This is a genomic window from Bacillus sp. RC240, from assembly GCF_044907945.1.
Taxonomy (GTDB): Bacteria; Bacillota; Bacilli; order Bacillales; family Bacillaceae_G; genus Bacillus_A; species Bacillus_A mycoides.
On record NZ_JBIYCT010000010.1, the window covers coordinates 87,976 to 105,451 of the forward strand.

The 17,476-nt window shown below is 35.6% G+C and carries 14 protein-coding genes; 4 read left to right on the forward strand and 10 right to left on the reverse strand.

What is annotated here, in order from left to right:
* Nucleotides 1-38: 38 nt before the first annotated feature.
* From ABH955_RS24215 to fdhF, 9 genes are all read right to left on the reverse strand, one after another.
* Nucleotides 39-2,405 carry a heavy metal translocating P-type ATPase gene (locus ABH955_RS24215; protein ID WP_404491759.1) on the reverse strand — a complete coding sequence of 789 codons (2,367 nt, stop codon included), beginning with the start codon at nt 2,403-2,405 and terminating at the stop codon, nt 39-41.
* 20 nt (nt 2,406-2,425) lie between these two features.
* Complete coding sequence (locus ABH955_RS24220) at nt 2,426-2,803, reverse strand: ArsR/SmtB family transcription factor (protein WP_002010461.1); 378 nt, start codon at nt 2,801-2,803, stop codon at nt 2,426-2,428.
* 209 nt (nt 2,804-3,012) lie between these two features.
* Complete coding sequence (locus ABH955_RS24225) at nt 3,013-3,564, reverse strand: class I SAM-dependent methyltransferase (protein WP_404491760.1); 552 nt, start codon at nt 3,562-3,564, stop codon at nt 3,013-3,015.
* 126 nt (nt 3,565-3,690) lie between these two features.
* Nucleotides 3,691-5,106, reverse strand: a complete 1,416-nt coding sequence (locus ABH955_RS24230) for an amino acid permease (RefSeq protein ID WP_002063741.1) — start codon at nt 5,104-5,106, stop codon at nt 3,691-3,693.
* A 103-nt stretch (nt 5,107-5,209) separates the two neighbouring features.
* Nucleotides 5,210-6,343 (reverse strand): alanine dehydrogenase, encoded by a 1,134-nt coding sequence (ald, locus tag ABH955_RS24235; protein WP_113937877.1) that lies wholly within the window; start codon nt 6,341-6,343, stop codon nt 5,210-5,212.
* Between the two features lie 368 nt (nt 6,344-6,711).
* Entirely contained in the window at nt 6,712-8,583 is a 1,872-nt protein-coding gene (locus ABH955_RS24240) for a glycerophosphoryl diester phosphodiesterase membrane domain-containing protein (RefSeq protein ID WP_404448623.1), read from the reverse strand.
* Entirely contained in the window at nt 8,570-8,737 is a 168-nt protein-coding gene (locus ABH955_RS24245; RefSeq protein WP_157264618.1) for a hypothetical protein, read from the reverse strand. Before ABH955_RS24245 ends, ABH955_RS24240 begins: the two co-directional genes overlap by 14 nt.
* A gap of 1 nt (nt 8,738) precedes the next feature.
* Entirely contained in the window at nt 8,739-9,221 is a 483-nt protein-coding gene (locus ABH955_RS24250) for a helical membrane plugin domain-containing protein (protein WP_002010449.1), read from the reverse strand.
* A 12-nt stretch (nt 9,222-9,233) separates the two neighbouring features.
* On the reverse strand, nt 9,234-12,176 hold the full coding sequence (fdhF, locus tag ABH955_RS24255) for a formate dehydrogenase subunit alpha (RefSeq protein WP_404457160.1): 2,943 nt from the start codon (nt 12,174-12,176) through the stop codon (nt 9,234-9,236).
* Between the two features lie 295 nt (nt 12,177-12,471).
* On the opposite strand from fdhF, the gene fdhD reads away from it, so the two are divergent.
* Both fdhD and ABH955_RS24265 read left to right on the forward strand, forming a co-directional pair.
* A complete protein-coding gene (fdhD, locus tag ABH955_RS24260) occupies nt 12,472-13,278 on the forward strand; it encodes a formate dehydrogenase accessory sulfurtransferase FdhD (protein WP_404448627.1) in 807 nt (268 codons plus the stop codon).
* Between the two features lie 501 nt (nt 13,279-13,779).
* Nucleotides 13,780-14,286, forward strand: coding sequence for a GNAT family N-acetyltransferase (locus ABH955_RS24265; RefSeq protein ID WP_002010444.1), 507 nt, complete (start codon nt 13,780-13,782; stop codon nt 14,284-14,286).
* Between the two features lie 512 nt (nt 14,287-14,798).
* Here the strand turns inward: ABH955_RS24265 and ABH955_RS24270 are convergent.
* Complete coding sequence (locus ABH955_RS24270) at nt 14,799-14,921, reverse strand: hypothetical protein (RefSeq protein ID WP_002029704.1); 123 nt, start codon at nt 14,919-14,921, stop codon at nt 14,799-14,801.
* A gap of 333 nt (nt 14,922-15,254) precedes the next feature.
* On the opposite strand from ABH955_RS24270, the gene ABH955_RS24275 reads away from it, so the two are divergent.
* Together ABH955_RS24275 and ABH955_RS24280 are read left to right on the forward strand one after the other, a co-directional pair.
* Entirely contained in the window at nt 15,255-15,926 is a 672-nt protein-coding gene (locus ABH955_RS24275; RefSeq protein ID WP_404457158.1) for a response regulator transcription factor, read from the forward strand.
* A 77-nt stretch (nt 15,927-16,003) separates the two neighbouring features.
* The gene (locus tag ABH955_RS24280) at nt 16,004-17,449 is read left to right on the forward strand and encodes a sensor histidine kinase (RefSeq protein WP_404448632.1); all 1,446 of its coding nucleotides are present in this window, start codon (nt 16,004-16,006) and stop codon (nt 17,447-17,449) included.
* Nucleotides 17,450-17,476 lie beyond the last annotated feature (27 nt).

Genomic DNA, 17,476 nt, shown 5'->3' on the forward strand with positions numbered 1-17,476 from the left:
TAACCAATAAAAAAGAGGACGCAATTGCGTCCTCTTTTTTATAAATCTTTTACTCGTAGTACACGCATTGCATTTAATACTGCAAGTAACGTCACACCAACATCTGAGAAGACTGCTTCCCACATTGTTGCAATACCAAAGGCGCCGAGTAATAACACTAACCCTTTTACCCCTAATGCAAATATAATATTTTGCCAGACAATACTACGTGTACGTTTTGCAATTTTTACAGCTGTCGCAATTTTTGAAGGCTCATCAGTCATAATAACGATGTCAGCAGCTTCAATTGCTGCATCTGATCCTAAACCGCCCATCGCAATACCAACGTCTGCCCTTGCTAGTACTGGCGTATCATTAATACCATCACCGACAAATGCAATCTTTTCTTTACCGCGTTTTGCTGCATCAATTTTTTCGATTTCTTCTACTTTTTGGTGTGGTAATAATTCGGCATGGACTTCATCTAAACCTAATTCTTTACCAACAGCTTCACCAACTGATTTTGCATCACCAGTTAACATGACTGTCTTCTTAATACCTAGTTCTTTTAACTTTTGAATTGCTTGTTTTGAATCCTCTTTTACCTCATCAGAGATAACAATATAACCTGCATATTTACCATCTACAGCAACATGAACTAGTGTACCTACTGTATTTGGTTGCTTAAATGTAATGTTTTCTTTTTTCATTAATTTAGCATTACCTGCGAAAATTTCTTTTCCTTGTACCTTTACAACCGTACCAAGACCTGAAATTTCACTATAGTCTTCAATACTATTTTCATCGATTGATTTTCCATATGCGTTTCGAATAGATTGTGCAATCGGATGATTTGAATATACTTCTGCAAATGCTGCATATTCTAATAGCTCTTCAGCTGTGATACCTTCACTAGGCTCCATCTTCGTAACTTTAAAGACACCTTTTGTTAATGTTCCTGTTTTATCAAAAACGATATATTTCACATCATTCAATGCTTCTAAATAGTTACTTCCTTTTACTAAAATACCACTTTTAGATGCCCCACCAATACCTCCAAAGAACCCAAGAGGAATCGATACAACGAGTGCACATGGACAAGAGATTACTAAGAACACTAAAGCTCTATAAATCCAATCGGAGAATGTAGCACCCTCTAAAATAAGTGGTGGAATAAATGCCATTATTGCTGCTGTTATAACTACAACAGGAGTATAATAACGTGCAAACTTCGTAATAAAGTTTTCTGTTGGCGCTTTTTTGCTACTTGCATTTTGTACTAAGTCTAAAATTTTCGATACAGTGGATTCACCGAACTCTTTTGTAACTTCGACAATTAATACACCATTTTGGTTTACAAAACCACTTAATACGTCATTACCAACTTCTACTTCCCTCGGTACAGACTCACCTGTTAACGCTGAAGTATCCATCATTGATGTTCCCTCAACTACTTTCCCGTCTAACGGTACTTTTTCACCTGGTTTTACGATAATATACTCACCAACTTGCACATCTTCTGGTGATACTTGTTTCGTTTCGTTTCCAACTTTCACATTCGCATAGTCAGGACGAATATCCATTAATGACGTAATTGATTTTCGAGAACGATTTACTGCAATACTTTGGAACAGTTCCCCTACTTGGTAAAATAGCATAACTGCTACCGCTTCTGGATATTGTTGAATCGCGAAAGCTCCTAAAGTTGCAATTGCCATTAAAAAGTTTTCATCGAACACTTGGCCGCGAGTTATGTTTCTCGCCGCTCTCCAAACGATATCTCCACCTATTAATAAATAAGCAAGGACGAATAATGGAATTGTTATCATTTGCGGTAATCCGGCTAATGCAGCAATTCCTGTCAAAATTCCACCGACTACTAATCGTCCTATCATCTTTTTCACATTTCCATCACCATCACCATGATCATGGCCATGGTCGTGTCCTTTTTCCTCTTCACGAACAACTTTTACATCAGGCTCTAACTTTTGAACAACATTTTTTATATTTTGTACAGTCGATTCAAGTTCTCGTTTATTTGCAACTTCTACTCGTAATTTCTTTGATACGAAATCAACAGTCGCTTCTGAAACCGTTGGCATTTCCTTTACCTTATTTTCAATCTTCATTGCACAATTTGCACAATCTAAGCCTTCTAATACAAATACTTCTTTTACTGATTTTGTTTTTTGCTCTTCTTGCACTTTAATATGCGGCTCTAATTTTGTAACAAGTCGCTTCGCTTCCGTAACAACTTGATTTTCTTTATTTTGCGGTGTTTCTAAAAGCATCGTTTTTGTTGCAAAGTTTACGGAACAAGATGTTACCCCTTCTATATTCCCAACACCTTTTTCAATTTTCATTGCACAATTTGCACAATCTAAACCTTCTAGCATAAGTTTCTTTTTCACTAATGCTTCTGCCATCGTTCTCCCTCCTCGCTTTTTTATTCTTCCTCGTTTACGTGTTCAAACGCTTGCTCGAAGATATGAATTACGTGTTGATCAGCTAATGAGTAATAAACTACCTTTCCTTCTTTACGGTTCTTTACAAGCTTTGCTTGCTTTAATACACGAAGCTGATGTGAGATTGAAGATTGCGTCATTCCTAATAAATAAGCTAAATCACAAACACACATTTCAGCTTCAAATAATGCATGTAATATTCTCGTACGTGTGCGGTCACCTAATACTTTAAATAATTCTGCTACTTTACTTAAACTTTCATCAGTCGGAATTGTTTGTTTTACTTGATCCACGATTTCCTCGTGAATTACCGTTTGAGAACATGCTTCCTGTTGCGTTTCTACTTTATTTTCAGCCATCACAGCTCACCTCTTCATTTGAACATATGAACAACTATTCATATGTCTTATACCTTTATTATATGAGCGTCCATTCATATGTGTCAATGAATTCTCATACATTTTTTAAAACATTTCGTTCACATTTCAAAATAAACATATAAATATTCTCCGCATCTATCATGCTCTTCATACAAAAAGGATGCACGAAAACTACCGTGCATCCCTTCTTATTTATTAACTTTTACTGCATCCACAATTAACGAAGCAAATCCTAATTTACCATCTTGATTTCTATGATCAAAACGTTTCGATCGATAAATAAATCCACCGTTCTCTTCCCAATCACTATAATGAAACTGGCCATTCTCATCACAGTATTCTAAAAGCTTTACTTGAAAACCTGCTGCTTCAAACATAGATATAATCGTTTTGTAGTTATGTACAATTTTATGACTTGCAGCTGGATGATCTAACGGGCCAGGTCCTCCCACTTGCACACCACGCTGATACTCTTCATTTGGGAAAAATGCATCCGGCACTGCACAGCGAATATATCCATTATCTCCCAAAAACTTACAGCAAACTTTAGCTGCTTCTATACCTTCTTCATACGATAAATGCTCCCATACGTGCTCAGCCAAAATTACTGATAAAGAATTAGACGGAAATTTATTAATCCACGTTTCTCTTTTTAATAAATGTAATTCTTTTTCATTCGTATGTAACCACCCTGGGTTATTATTATATCCCTCTGCTCCAACGACAACTTTCGTCTCCATCTTTCCACCCCTTCTTATATTCCGACATAAAAATTCGACAACATAACATTGGTCTCCTTTATTTCCCCAAAAGAAAAAGCCTTGCGCGCTCCCTAGACGCACAAGGCTTACTAACTTTATATCCCTTTAATTAGCTTTTTCTAAACTATCTTGCGAACTTCCATCGTCTTTTAAATGACTATGTTTTTTCGAATAAACAAAGTATACAACCACTCCGATTGCTAACCAAACACCGAAGTATATCCATGTTTTTAACGGTAGATTTACCATTAAGAATAGACAGCTTGCAACTGAAATAATCGGTAAGATTGGTACAAGTGGTACCATAAATCCACGTTGTAATTTCGGGTGCGTTTTACGAAGAATGATGACAGTTACACCAACCATCGCAAATGTTAATAACGCTCCAATATTCGCTAAATTCGACAATTCTTTTAAATCGATAAATCCGGCAATTAAAGCACTACCAATTCCTGTTAACCAAACTGAAAATGTTGGTGCTTCTGTCTTCTTGTTAATTTTCGCAAAAGATTTTGGCAATAAACCGTCACGGCTCATAGCGAAGAATACACGTGTCGTAGCGTAGATGTATGCGAAAATTACAGCCATAATACCAATTACAGCTCCAATAGCGATTACACCAGCCACTTTATCTTGTCCTACAACTTCTAATACATAGGCCATCGCTTCAGGTACATCTAATTCCTTATAAGAAACCATACCTGTCATAACGAGACAAACTACAACATAAATGATTGTACAAATGACTAATGAAGCAATAATACCAATCGGCAAATCACGTTGTGGATTTTTCACTTCTTCAGCAGAAGTTGCTAATGCATCAAATCCTAAGAATGCGAAGAATACTGCTGCTCCTCCGGCAAAGACTCCACTTAAGCCGTACGGTGCAAATGGTATCCAGTTTTCTGGTTTCACGTAGAATACACCAACTGCAATGAATAAAACAACAATACCAATTTTAATTAATACCATTATGTTATTCACACGCTTACTTTCTTTTGTACCTCGTGATAATAACCAAGTTATCACCAACGTAACGATAACTGCGGGTAAGTTCACCATACCACCTTGCGATGGAATCGTTAACAACGCTTTTGGAATTTCAAGTCCCAATCCACTCACTAAATTATTGAAATAACCTGTCCATCCGCCAGCTACTGCGGCAGTCGTTACGACATATACGGATAGCAATGTCCATCCCATTAAATGGGCAACAAACTCACCAATTGTTGCATATGAATATGTGTACACACTACCTGAAACAGGAAGTGCAGATGCAACCTCTGCATAACATAAAGCTGCAAATCCACAAACAATTGCTGCAATCATAAATGAAAAAATAACTGCTGGACCAGCATCTCTTGCTGCTACTAATCCAGTTAATACTAGAACTCCTGTACCAATTATCGCACCAATCCCTAGCATTGTTAGGTCAAATGCCCCTAGCGTTTTCGTCAAAGTTTTACTTTTACTTTCCCCTAACAATTGCGTAACGGATTTCTTTTTAAATAGGTTGGCCACGATGAATGCCCCCTTTTACCAAGAAGAGCTAAGAGGTATTATCTCTTAGCTCTTATCATGTTGTTTTATATATTGTTCGATTTTGTTTTGTATAATGCTTCTATTAGCAAGATACTGTTTCTGCTTCTAATAATTCTTTAGCACCCTTGTACTCTACACCGTGAGCTTCTGCCACTGCTTCGAATGTTACATAGCCATCTAATGTGTTAATACCTTTTAATAATGCAGTGTTGCCTAGGCAAGCTTCTTTGTAGCCTTTGTTAGCAATTTGTACTGCATATGGTACTGTTACGTTTGTTAATGCAAGAGTTGATGTACGTGGAACCGCACCTGGCATATTTGCAACTGCATAATGAACAACACCATGTTTCTCATAAGTTGGGTTGTCGTGAGTTGTAATACGGTCAGTTGTTTCGAAAATACCACCTTGGTCAATCGCGATATCTACAACAACAGAACCTTGTTCCATTGATTTAATCATTTCTTCAGTTACAAGTTTTGGAGCCTTTGCACCTGGGATTAATACTGCACCGATTACAAGATCAGATTCTTTTACAGCTTCTGCAATATTGTAAGGATTAGACATTAAAGTTTTTACTTGGTTTCCGAAAATGTCATCTAATTGACGAAGACGTTCTGCACTTAAGTCGATGATTGTTACATCCGCACCTAGTCCAACTGCAATTTTAGCAGCATTTGTACCAGCTTGTCCACCACCGATAATTGTTACTTTACCACGTTTAACTCCTGGAACACCTGCAAGTAAGATACCTTTACCGCCTTTGTTTTTCTCAAGGAATTGCGCACCGATTTGTGCAGCCATACGACCAGCTACTTCACTCATAGGTGCAAGTAATGGTAATGAACGGTTTTCTAATTGTACTGTTTCATATGCGATAGCAACAACTTTCTTTTCAATTAACGCTTTTGTTAATTCTGGTTCTGGAGCTAAGTGTAAGTATGTGAATAAGATTAAACCTTCGCTGAAGTGTTTGTATTCGCTTTCAACTGGTTCCTTAACTTTCATAACCATTTCCATGTTCCAAGCTTCTTCAGCCGTCTCAACAATTTTCGCTCCCGCTTCAACATACTGAGCATCTGTGAAACCAGATCCTACACCTGCGTCCTTTTGAATGAATACTTCGTGATTGTTACGAACTAAATGTACAACACCTGCTGGTGTCATTGCCACACGGTTTTCGTTGTTTTTAATTTCTGCTGGTACCCCAATACGCATAATGAAATGCCCCCTTATAATTAACAGAAAAAAGGAATTCTTTTTTCTTTTTTAAATAATTAATAACTTATGTCCTTATTCTAGCATAACTTAAAAGTTATGAAAACGCTAACATACTATTTTTTTAAAGTTTATATATTTAGAATAGTGTAAATATATAAAACATTGATTTTATTGGGTTCTCCGTACCACTCCATCATCTATTACTCTATTTCTATTATATCCATTCAAAATGCATAGTAATTATTTATTATTTGACTATAATAAATAATGTAAAAAAACTAAGCAATGACGTATACATATACACTTATTACTTTGTTCAATACTTTAGAAATATATTCTTTTCACAAAAAAACAGCTACTGGCATTTAGCCAGCAGCTGGATAACTTATAAATAACTTTGAAAATAGATCTTCTGTCGTCTCACTAATTTTATCAAACATATCACTTTCACGATCTTCTTGCTCTTTTAACATCTTAATTGTTTCACGTGCATCTTCAGGATAATCGGTAATGATACCATCTACGTTTAACTTATAATATCCCTTTAACCTTTCCATATCATTTACCGTCCATACGTAAATTGGCTTGTTTAACTTCCTTGCTTCTTTTACTAATTTCTTATTTAACATGTATTCTTCTGCTACATAAAAATCAGCCTTCACATTCTTTAAGTTAGCTCTACTCGCATACAGTATATATCCTACTTTTATATTTGGATTTGCACGTTTAAACTCTTTAATAAGCGGATAGTGTAACGTTTGAATGACACATTGCTTCTCAAATTCATTATCTTTAATCGCTTTTAATACTTTGTTTACGAAATCTTTTTCGCCACCATGAAGCTTCACTTCAATATTAAGTTTGATTTTTCCTTTTGCCAGCTTAATGATCTCATCAAGTGTACTTATTTGTCCTGAAAAACCATCTTGACTAAGGGTAAGCTGTCTTAACTCCTCCATCGTTAAATCTGACACATGAACATTAGCATTAGCAAGACGTTTTAGCTTCAAATCATGTATAACTGCTAGTTCACCGTCTTTTGTTTGCAGTACATCAATTTCAGCGTAGTCTGCTTTGGCATCAATAGCCCCCTGCACAGCTTCTTTCGTATTCTCTACACCTTTTGAAATATAACCACGATGAGCCATAATAATTGGTTCTTTATATGAATTTGAAATAAACGTTACAATGAAGGCAACGACCATTCCGGCGGTAATAATTCCTACAATATATACACCAATAAATTTCCAACGATGTTTTTGGAAGAAACATTTATCTGCTTTTGTTTTCGAATAATCTAATCCTTCTTCTAATAAAACATCTTCAACCGGAACCTTTTGTAAATACAATCGTGTTATTCCCATAATATAAAATGGCGTCACGATAAAACTAAATAAATACAATGTACTCGTTAAAAATACAGACATTGTTGATTCCGCTAATAATGCAAATGTTCCCTGTGGATTTGTAAATTCATACATGCCCCATAGACACAATAAATACACTCCCAAAAATACACCGTAAACAATCCCTATTGAAATAAAAAATCCTACTAAAAAGAATAGTACTTTAAAAAAACTTTCTTTTACTAACGTTGCACTTTTACGTGCTGCTGTGCGAAACGGCTTTTGCTCTAAAACAACAATAGGTAGAACAAAAATCCAGCGAAGGTTCAAATACGCAACTACAGCAAAGAACGTGTAATAACCAACTTGTCCCATCGTTGTCTTAAACAGTTCTCCTGTAATAAAGTTAGGAATTTGAATTTGTGGAATTAATGCCGTTTCATATCCAATATTTAAAAGAGGTAACAATACAACCGCATATAAAATAAATCCTGGTAAGCAATATGTGAAAAGAGTAGGTAAATACGTTACGGTTTTATATAAAATCGGACGTAATTTCACCTTTTGTCTTTTATGAGCGAAGTACGAAATGATAATAAGCACCGCAAATTCCGTAAAGATAAGAAACAGTGCTAACAATGATAAAATGACGATTGCCAAAATGCCGTATGATGTCTTTAAAAACGCTAATAATTCATCATTCGTCGCATTTGCATAACCACCAAAATACAATAACTTATTAAAAATGATCCCAAATAGCGGGACAAATACAATCGCTGCTAATAATTTATAAGCAAGTTGAAAGGTTAATACATTCCAAAAAGCAAATCTAACTGTTTGAAAGGAATGTCCCATTACTCCTGGTATAGATAGTCTTTTACGGTGTTGCATATATTCCTCCACATTCTAAAACGATATTTGAGATGGATTCCACATTTCCAATTTCAATCCATCTTTTTAATAATAATATATTCCGCTTAACATGAACACTCTTATACATATAATGAAAAAAGTGATGGCTAATCCCATCACTTTTTTCACTCACTCTATTTTTTCTCTAATCCTTGTCCAAATGCTTTTAAGAAACTAAAACCGAATGTAATCGCCCTGTTGATATCTGGATCTTTTAATACTTTAAAGAAATCCATCACTTTTGTTTTCTTTCCGTTTTTCAGCTCATCCGTTGCAAATTGTAATCCAGTGACTAAACTAGATGTTATTTGTTTCGTTATTTCTGGGTCCACTGAAGATAATGCCTCTCCTGCCCCCATCATATTGTTTAATGCGTTTTTTACTGGTTCACGATTCAATTGTTCAACAGCTATTTTGGAAACATCTTCTTTTGCAGCAAGTAAACTAATTGCTGCATCTAAAATTCCAGCTTTTTGCAACTGCGCTAATAGCTGCATCGTCTCTTCTACTGCTTCTCTATTTTCAGCTAGATCATTTAACAACTCATCTGTTACTTGCTGTTTTTTTTCTTCTTCTGTTACAATCTTCTTTTTAATTAAAGTAATCTCTTTTGCCATTATCTCCGCCCCCTAATTCTGGTCCACAAGTGATACGTATTGTTTTCTTTGCCACTTTCGCTCGATTTCAACACCATTTTGCGGATGACGTTTTTTATCTCTCGGGTTTGAAGATGGTAACGGACGATTTCCTTTTTCACGTAATACGCGCAGTTTCACCATTGTTTGTTTATAAGCTGGTGTACACGTATAAATGTCTGTTGCTGTTCCTGTTAAAATATTGATTGCCTCTTCATTTACTGTCGCATGCATCGGCAAATATAACTCATTTCCAGTTACACGATCTGTAACAAGCGCTTGTACTTTGATTTTTCCAAATGGTGATGCTAACTCTACAAGACCACCATCTTTCACATTGCGTTCTTTAGCAAGTTCAGGTGAAATTTCAACAAATACTTCAGACACTTTAGATAAAATACCAGCCGACTTATTCGTCATATTCCCTTCATGGAAATGCTCTAGCATACGGCCATTATTTAATAGTAAATCATACTCATCTGGTGCTATAACTGGCGGAACCCATTCATCTAGTGATAAACGTGCTAGTTTGTCTGGGAAGTTAAATCCATCTACATATAATAATGGTGTATCACTACCATCATGGCTACCCCAACATAAACTATTCCAGCCTTCTAGACGGTCGTACGTCGCTTGAGAGTATAACGGTGCAAGCGATGCAATTTCGTCCATAATTTCACTTGGACTTCCATAATTCCAGTCTCCGCCCAGTGCACGAGCTACTTTTTGTAAAATCCACCAATCTGGTTTTGAATCACCAAGCGGTTTCAATACTTCGTATAATCTTTGAATACGGCGCTCTGTATTCGTAAACGTTCCTTCTTTTTCTAAGCTTGGTGCTGCTGGTAAAATAACATCGGCGAAACGAGCTGTTTTCGATAAGAACATATCTTGAACAACAAGGAAGTCTAAATTCGCTAAAATATGTTGTACATGGTTGGCATTTGAATCTACTAAAGCCATTTCTTCTCCCATAACATACATACCACGCAGTTTTCCTTCTTCGGCCGCAAGTAACATTGCGATATTATTTAATCCCGGTTCTTTCGGAATGGTAGTACCGTATGCTTTTTCAAATTTCGCACGATGCACATCATCTGAAACTGCTTGGTAACCCGGAAGCCAGTTCGGTAATGTCGCCATATCACAAGCACCTTGTACGTTATTATGCCCGCGTAACGGATACGCACCGGCACCAGGACGACGGTAGTTACCTGTAACGAGAAGTAAATTTGAAATTGCTGCTGACGTTGTACTCCCTCCTGTATTTTGAGTTACACCCATTCCCCAAAGTACACAAGTACCATCTGCTTCATATACCATACGAGCCATTTCTTTTAACTGATCTTTAGAAATCCCTGTAATTCCCTCAGTATAATCAAGCGTATATTTTTCTAGCATTTTGCTATATTCATCAAAATTCTTTACATTTTCAGCTATGAACTTTTTATCGTGCCAATCTTGATCGATAATGTATTTCGTTATCCCAGCAAGCCATACATAATCCGTCCCTTGACTCGGGTGAACAAATATATCAGCACGCTCCGCCATTTCATGTTTACGAAGGTCTGCGACAATTAGTTTTTGTTCATGTAATTTATGAGCACGCTTCACTCTAGTTGCAAGTACAGGATGTCCTTCTGTTGGATTTGCCCCAACAATAATAACAAGACCTGCCTCAGCAATATCTTTCACTGTTCCAGCATCTCCGCCCATACCGACAGTTTTAAATAAACCGTCTGTTGCTGGAGATTGGCAATAACGGGAACAGTTATCTACATTATTTGTTCCATATATTTGACGAGCTAGTTTTTGCATAAGATAGTTTTCTTCATTTGTTACTTTCGAAGAAGAAATAAACCCAAACGCATCGCTACCATACTCTGATTTAATATGTTGCATATTAGATGCAACAACTTCAAGAGCCTCTTCCCATGAAGCCTCAACAAACATATCCCCTTGGCGAATTAACGGCTTTGTAATACGCTCTTCACTGTTCACAAAGTCCCATCCGAATTTTCCTTTTACACATGTGGAAATACCATTAACCGGTGCATCTGAAACAGGTTGCACTTTTAAAATTTGACGATCTTTCGTCCATACCTCAAATGAACAACCTACACCACAAAATGTACAAACTGTTTTTGTCTTATTAATTTTCGTCTTACGCATCGCGGACTCTACTTCTGAAACTGCTAAAATACTGCTATATCCAGGCTCTACATCTTTTACAAAATCAATCATTGGATTTAGCACATCTGGTTTTAAACCAGTCATAAATCCAGCTTCTCCTAGCATCGTTTTTTCCATTAATGCATTACAAGGACACACTGTTACACATTGCCCACAACTAACACAAGACGAGTCATTTATACTCACACCATCGTCCCAAATAACACGTGGACGGTCTAAACTCCAATCAATCGATAAAGTTTCATTTACTTGTAAATTTTGGCATACTTCTACACACTGCCCACAAGCAATACATTGATTTGGATCGTATCGATAGAATGGATGCGACGTATCCACTTCGCATGCACTTACTTTCGGTTCATATGGATATTTCTGTTCTTCAATCTCCATCATATGTACTGTATTATGGACTTTACAGTTACCATTATTATTATCACATACTGTACAATACAATAAATGATTCTCTAATATTCGATCCATCGCTTCAGTTTGTGCTTCCTTTGCACGTTCCGATTGCCTCTCAATATGCATGCCATCTTCCAACTTCGTCGAACAGGCACGTAGTAAACTTCCATTCACTTCTACAATACATGTATCACAAGTTTGAATAGGATCTACCTCTGGTACATGACAAATTTGAGGATGTTCTAAATTACTTTCGTTAAACAATTGGAGTATCGTCTTTTCACCTGATACGAAAAATTCTTTACCATCAACGGTTACACGGACTGTCTGTTCTGTCATAGTTTCCCCTCTCCTTACAACTAACTGTACAACACAATTATGAATCCGTTTTCATAATTGTGTTGTACATATTTTTGAAGCGCCCTGTTGAAATACTTTCCTTTGGAAGTCGATTCTAGATGTTATAAGGTATAACTACGAAAGCTTGAAAATGTCGCTATTCTACAAATCTATTATATCGTACATATACAATAATAACCAAAATAATCTGCCATCTTCTTGTTAGTAGATGCTTTTGTTTTTTCGATGTTTTATGATAAATATGGAGAAAAATACATATAAAGGGGAATTTAATATGGGGTCTATTCAAGAAACATATACAATTGTACGTTATCAATCTGGTACATTTTCAAAACAAACCGATGAGGTTGTTACGGAATCTCCTATTACAATTAAATTAAATAGCGAAGAATACGTAACAGTTGTATGCACTCCTAATTACATTGAAGATATGGTAACCGGTTTTTTAATTTCTGAAGGAATTATTTCTTCTTATAAAGATATTGAAGAATTATGGATCCAAAAAGAAAACGGAATTGTCCATGTAAAATCATCAAAAATTAATCCGCTCTATCAAACTTTATATAATAAACGGTACGTAACTTCTTGTTGCGGGAAAAGTAGACAAGGTTTTGTTTTCGTCAACGATGCAGCAAAAGCAAAAAAGTTACATGATATACATATAACTATTACTCCGGAAGAATGTTTTCACCTAATGACTTCCTTACAACAATCTTCAACTACATTTCGCCAAACGGGTGGTGTGCATAATACCGCTTTATGTGATCGAAATAACATTCTTTTATCAAGAATGGATATCGGAAGACATAATGCGCTAGATAAAATATACGGTCATTGTTTACGAAACAATATCTCTGTTCAAGGGAAAATCATTGCGTTTAGCGGACGCATCTCATCTGAAATTTTGTTAAAGGTTTCAAAAATAGGTTGCGAAATTGTTCTATCTAAATCAGCTCCAACTAAACTAGCATTGCAACTCGCCCACGATTTAGGTATTACCGTAGTAGGATTTATTCGAAATGGATCTTGCAATATTTATACACATCCGGAACGAATCGATGGCTACAAAATAAACGATTGAATACGTAAAAGAAAGTGAAAATTTAATCAGTGGAGGGTTTTCCCTCCCCACTGATTATTAGCCCAACCAATCGGGCTTTTACGGGCAATCCGAATCCCACGAATAATTGGATAAAAATTACTCCTTTACAAAGTGGGAATTTTAGTTATAAAAATGTAACATATTAAAACCTTGAATAGTTAATAAAGTTAATATATAATTTCATTACATAAAGTGAAACTATAATCAGTGGGGGGTTGTTCATCCCCCACTGATTATTAGCCTTCAGCAATCGGGCTTTTACGGGCAGCAGGGCTCCCACCTAACTTCTTTGCTCCAGCCGAATTTTGAGGTGAGAGTTTTACTGCCCGCAAATAGCGGGATAAATAAAATGAAAACATAGTAGCATAATCTTTTCATTCTTTTACAAATTAAGAAAGAATAGTCACAGAATACATTTAACTAAACTTAATCTTACAAAGTTAATGAATTAAATTTGAATCAATCTAGGAGGTTACAACTATGGAAATTCGCTTATTAACAACAGAGGATGCAGAAATTTATTTGAAAGTGTGTATGGAAGGTTTAATGAAAAACCCTGAGGCTTTTAGCTCTTCTTATGAAGATGTTCTTAAACAGGAAAACCCTGTCGCTGCTATGGCAAAGCGATTAAGCAATCCGGATAAGTATACTCTAGGTGTCTTCAAAGATAATGATTTAATCGGTATTGCTACTCTAGAAACAAAGCCATTTATTAAGCAAGAGCATAAGGCAAAAATCGGCTCAGTTTTTGTTTCTCCAAAAGCGCGTGGCCTCGGTGCAGGACGAGCTTTAATTAAAGCGATTATTGAAAATGCCGATAAATTACATGTAGAACAGCTTATGCTTGATGTTGTCGCTGATAACACTGCTGCAAAAAAATTATATGAGTCCCTCGGCTTCCAAACTTACGGTGTGCAAGAACGGTCCTTAAAACATAATGGCCAATATTGGGACGAAGAGCATATGGTTTTATTCTTAAATAATTAACATTTTAATATAATTTTTCAAAAGCATCTTCTTATTAATTAAGATGCTTTTTTCATTACAACAATGTAATCTTCATGTCACCTTTATCGATCGTTCCAATCCTTTCCATTCGTTATACTAAAAATATAAAGTGAAACTTTACTCAGTCGAAGTCTTTACCTCCACTGAGTATTAGCCCTCACCAATCGGGCGTTTATGGGCAGCCCGACTCCCATCTAACTTCTTCACATCCACTGAATTTTGAGATGGGAGTCTTACTGCCCCCAAATAGCTTGATAAAGTGAAACTTCACTCAGCGAGGAGGATCCGTCTCCCGCTAATTATTAAATGAACGTATAGCATGCAATTGATATGTAGAGGAGAATGTAACGTGAAACAAAACAAACAAGCTATCTTTTTAATATTTGCTACAGCAATTGTAACTTCTGGACTGGCAATTCTACCCTGGTTTATTATATAGAACACATTAAAAAAGCTTATTGCTTCTTAAGAAGCAATAAGCTTTTTTTCTATTATAAAATCCCGAAAAATTTATTTACACAACTTATCATAATAAGCATAGATACCGCAACACACATTACAATCGCATTACGATCTTGCTTTTCTTTTTGTAAACGTTCTACTTTTTTACTCATGTGTACAATCCCCTTTATATTAAAAAAAGTGTGAGATAGGAAATTTTTCTTATCCGATGCGAGGTGAATACGAAAACCCTCTCTATCTCACATACACAATAGAATGGAATTGTCATTTTATAAATAAAATGACATGACGTTATGTCGCAACATAGGGTATTTGTGTCGCTACGTTTTCTATTATAAAAAATAGTTGTGCAAAACTAGTGCATTTTTTATGTCAATTGCCCTGATTGAAAAAATCAGCCATCCATTCAATCACATAAAAAGAGTTTTTTATTATTTTCATGTAAACTATACAAGTAGAATGAATAGTTTGGGGTGCACAAGATTATGGTGAAAATTTTATTAGTAGACGATGAAGAACGTATGTTACGATTGTTAGATCTGTTCTTAAGCCCTCGTGGCTATTTTTGTATGAAAGCTACTTCTGGCCTTGAAGCGCTAGAATTAATCGAACAAAAGGACTTCGATATTATTTTATTAGATGTTATGATGCCGAATATGGATGGGTGGGATACTTGCTATCAAATCCGTCAAATTTCCAACGTTCCAATTATTATGCTAACAGCTCGCAACCAAAATTATGATATGGTCAAAGGTCTGACTATGGGAGCAGATGACTACATTACAAAACCATTCGATGAGCATGTATTAGTCGCGCGAATCGAGGCTATATTACGTCGCACAAAGAAAGATGGCTTTGTTAGCTTCAATGGTATTGAGTGGGATAAAACAAAACATACTGTTACAGTTTATGGTGAAAGAATCTCACTAACTCCTATTGAATTCTCGTTACTTGGACTATTTTTACAAAATATAAACCGCGTTTACAGCCGTGATGATTTAATTGAAAAAATTTGGGGATATCAAACAGACATCGAATACAGAACTATCGATTCACATATTCGTAATATCCGTGATAAATTACGCAAAAAAGAATTTCCAGTTGAAGATTACTTAGAAACCGTCTATAAAGTCGGATATAAATGGAAAAGTGAATAATTACTTTAATCAGTGGGGATGGATAAAACCCCACTGGTTAAAGTTTCACTCTATATGAAATAAGGTATGGTGAGAAAATGAGCAAACTTTCCCTTAAAGTTGGGACATACTTTTTAATATTAGCTTTATGTATTGAGACAATTGCTTTCGTATCTTTTTATAAAAGTCTTTCAAAAATGCGTGTTGAAGAGGAAACCGTTGCTCTATTAGAGAAAGGAAATCGCTATCGTGATACGATTGAACGGCGTGCCAAATGGAATGAATACGCTCAGCAAAAAAAACATGCTGAACGTTTCAAACGCCCTGAATCCCCCGATTTCTCTATTGAACATGCGGCTGAAGATTTAATGGAAACAGAAGCACTTACTAATTCTGATATAGCTATCGTTATAACTGATAGTAATGGCAAAATTACATCTGCCTCAGAAACAGTTACAAAAGATATGCAAAAACACCTTCATTGCAAAACACCACCTGTTACAAGAGATGGCTTAATAGTAGAAAAGAACTGGAAAAACTCAAAATCCATTTCAACAGTAAGCCCAATTAAAATAAAAGACTTTAACGGTAACTTACATATGTTCTTAAAAACATCCTTCTTAGAAAATATGTTAATGAGACTCATGAATCAGTTCATTATCGTTAGTGTTTTAACATTAATTTTAACAACTATTTCTGTCTTTGTTTTTTCTCGAGTTATTACGGATCCTCTTATAAAAATGAAAAGAGCAACAGAAAAAATTTCAAAATTAAATAAACCAATTAAATTAGGCATTAAGCGTAATGATGAACTTGGCAGTTTAGCTAAAACCATTGAAGAATTATCTAACGAGCTGACTTATATGAAAAAAGAACGAAACGAATTTCTCGCTAGTGTAGCGCATGAATTACTAACTCCATTAACCTATATGAAAGGTTATGCAAAGGTAGCAAAAAGAGATTCTCTAACGAAAGAAGAACGTGAAGAATACTTACAAATCATTGAGGATGAAACGGATAGTGTAACCGATCTCGTACAAGATTTATTTATGCTTGTACAATTAGAGCAACACCAGTTTGTTATAAAAAAACAAAAAGTAATTCTTAAACCATTTTTAGAACGAATGGTTGAAAAAACAAAAACAACATTAACAAACAAACAAATGCAACTACATGTACATTGCAAAGATGATTTAGAAGTTTGCATAGACGAAAGACGTATGGAACAAGTTATGTTAAATTTATTACACAATGCTTATCAACATTCACCAGAAAACACTTCTATAATAATACGTGTACTAACCAGTGCGAATACTTTTACAATAAGTGTACAAGATGAAGGTGAAGGTATTCCAAAAGAAGATATCCCACATGTTTTTGATCGCTTTTACCGTGTCGATAAATCCAGAACACGAGCTACAGGTGGAAAAGGTATCGGACTGGCTGTTGCAAAAGAAATTGTAGAACTTCATAATGGTTCTATTGAAGTTAAAAGCGAATTAGAAGTCGGAACAGAATTTATAATTGAATTACCATTTGTATAATATATGCGTGAAATCACCAGTAGCAGT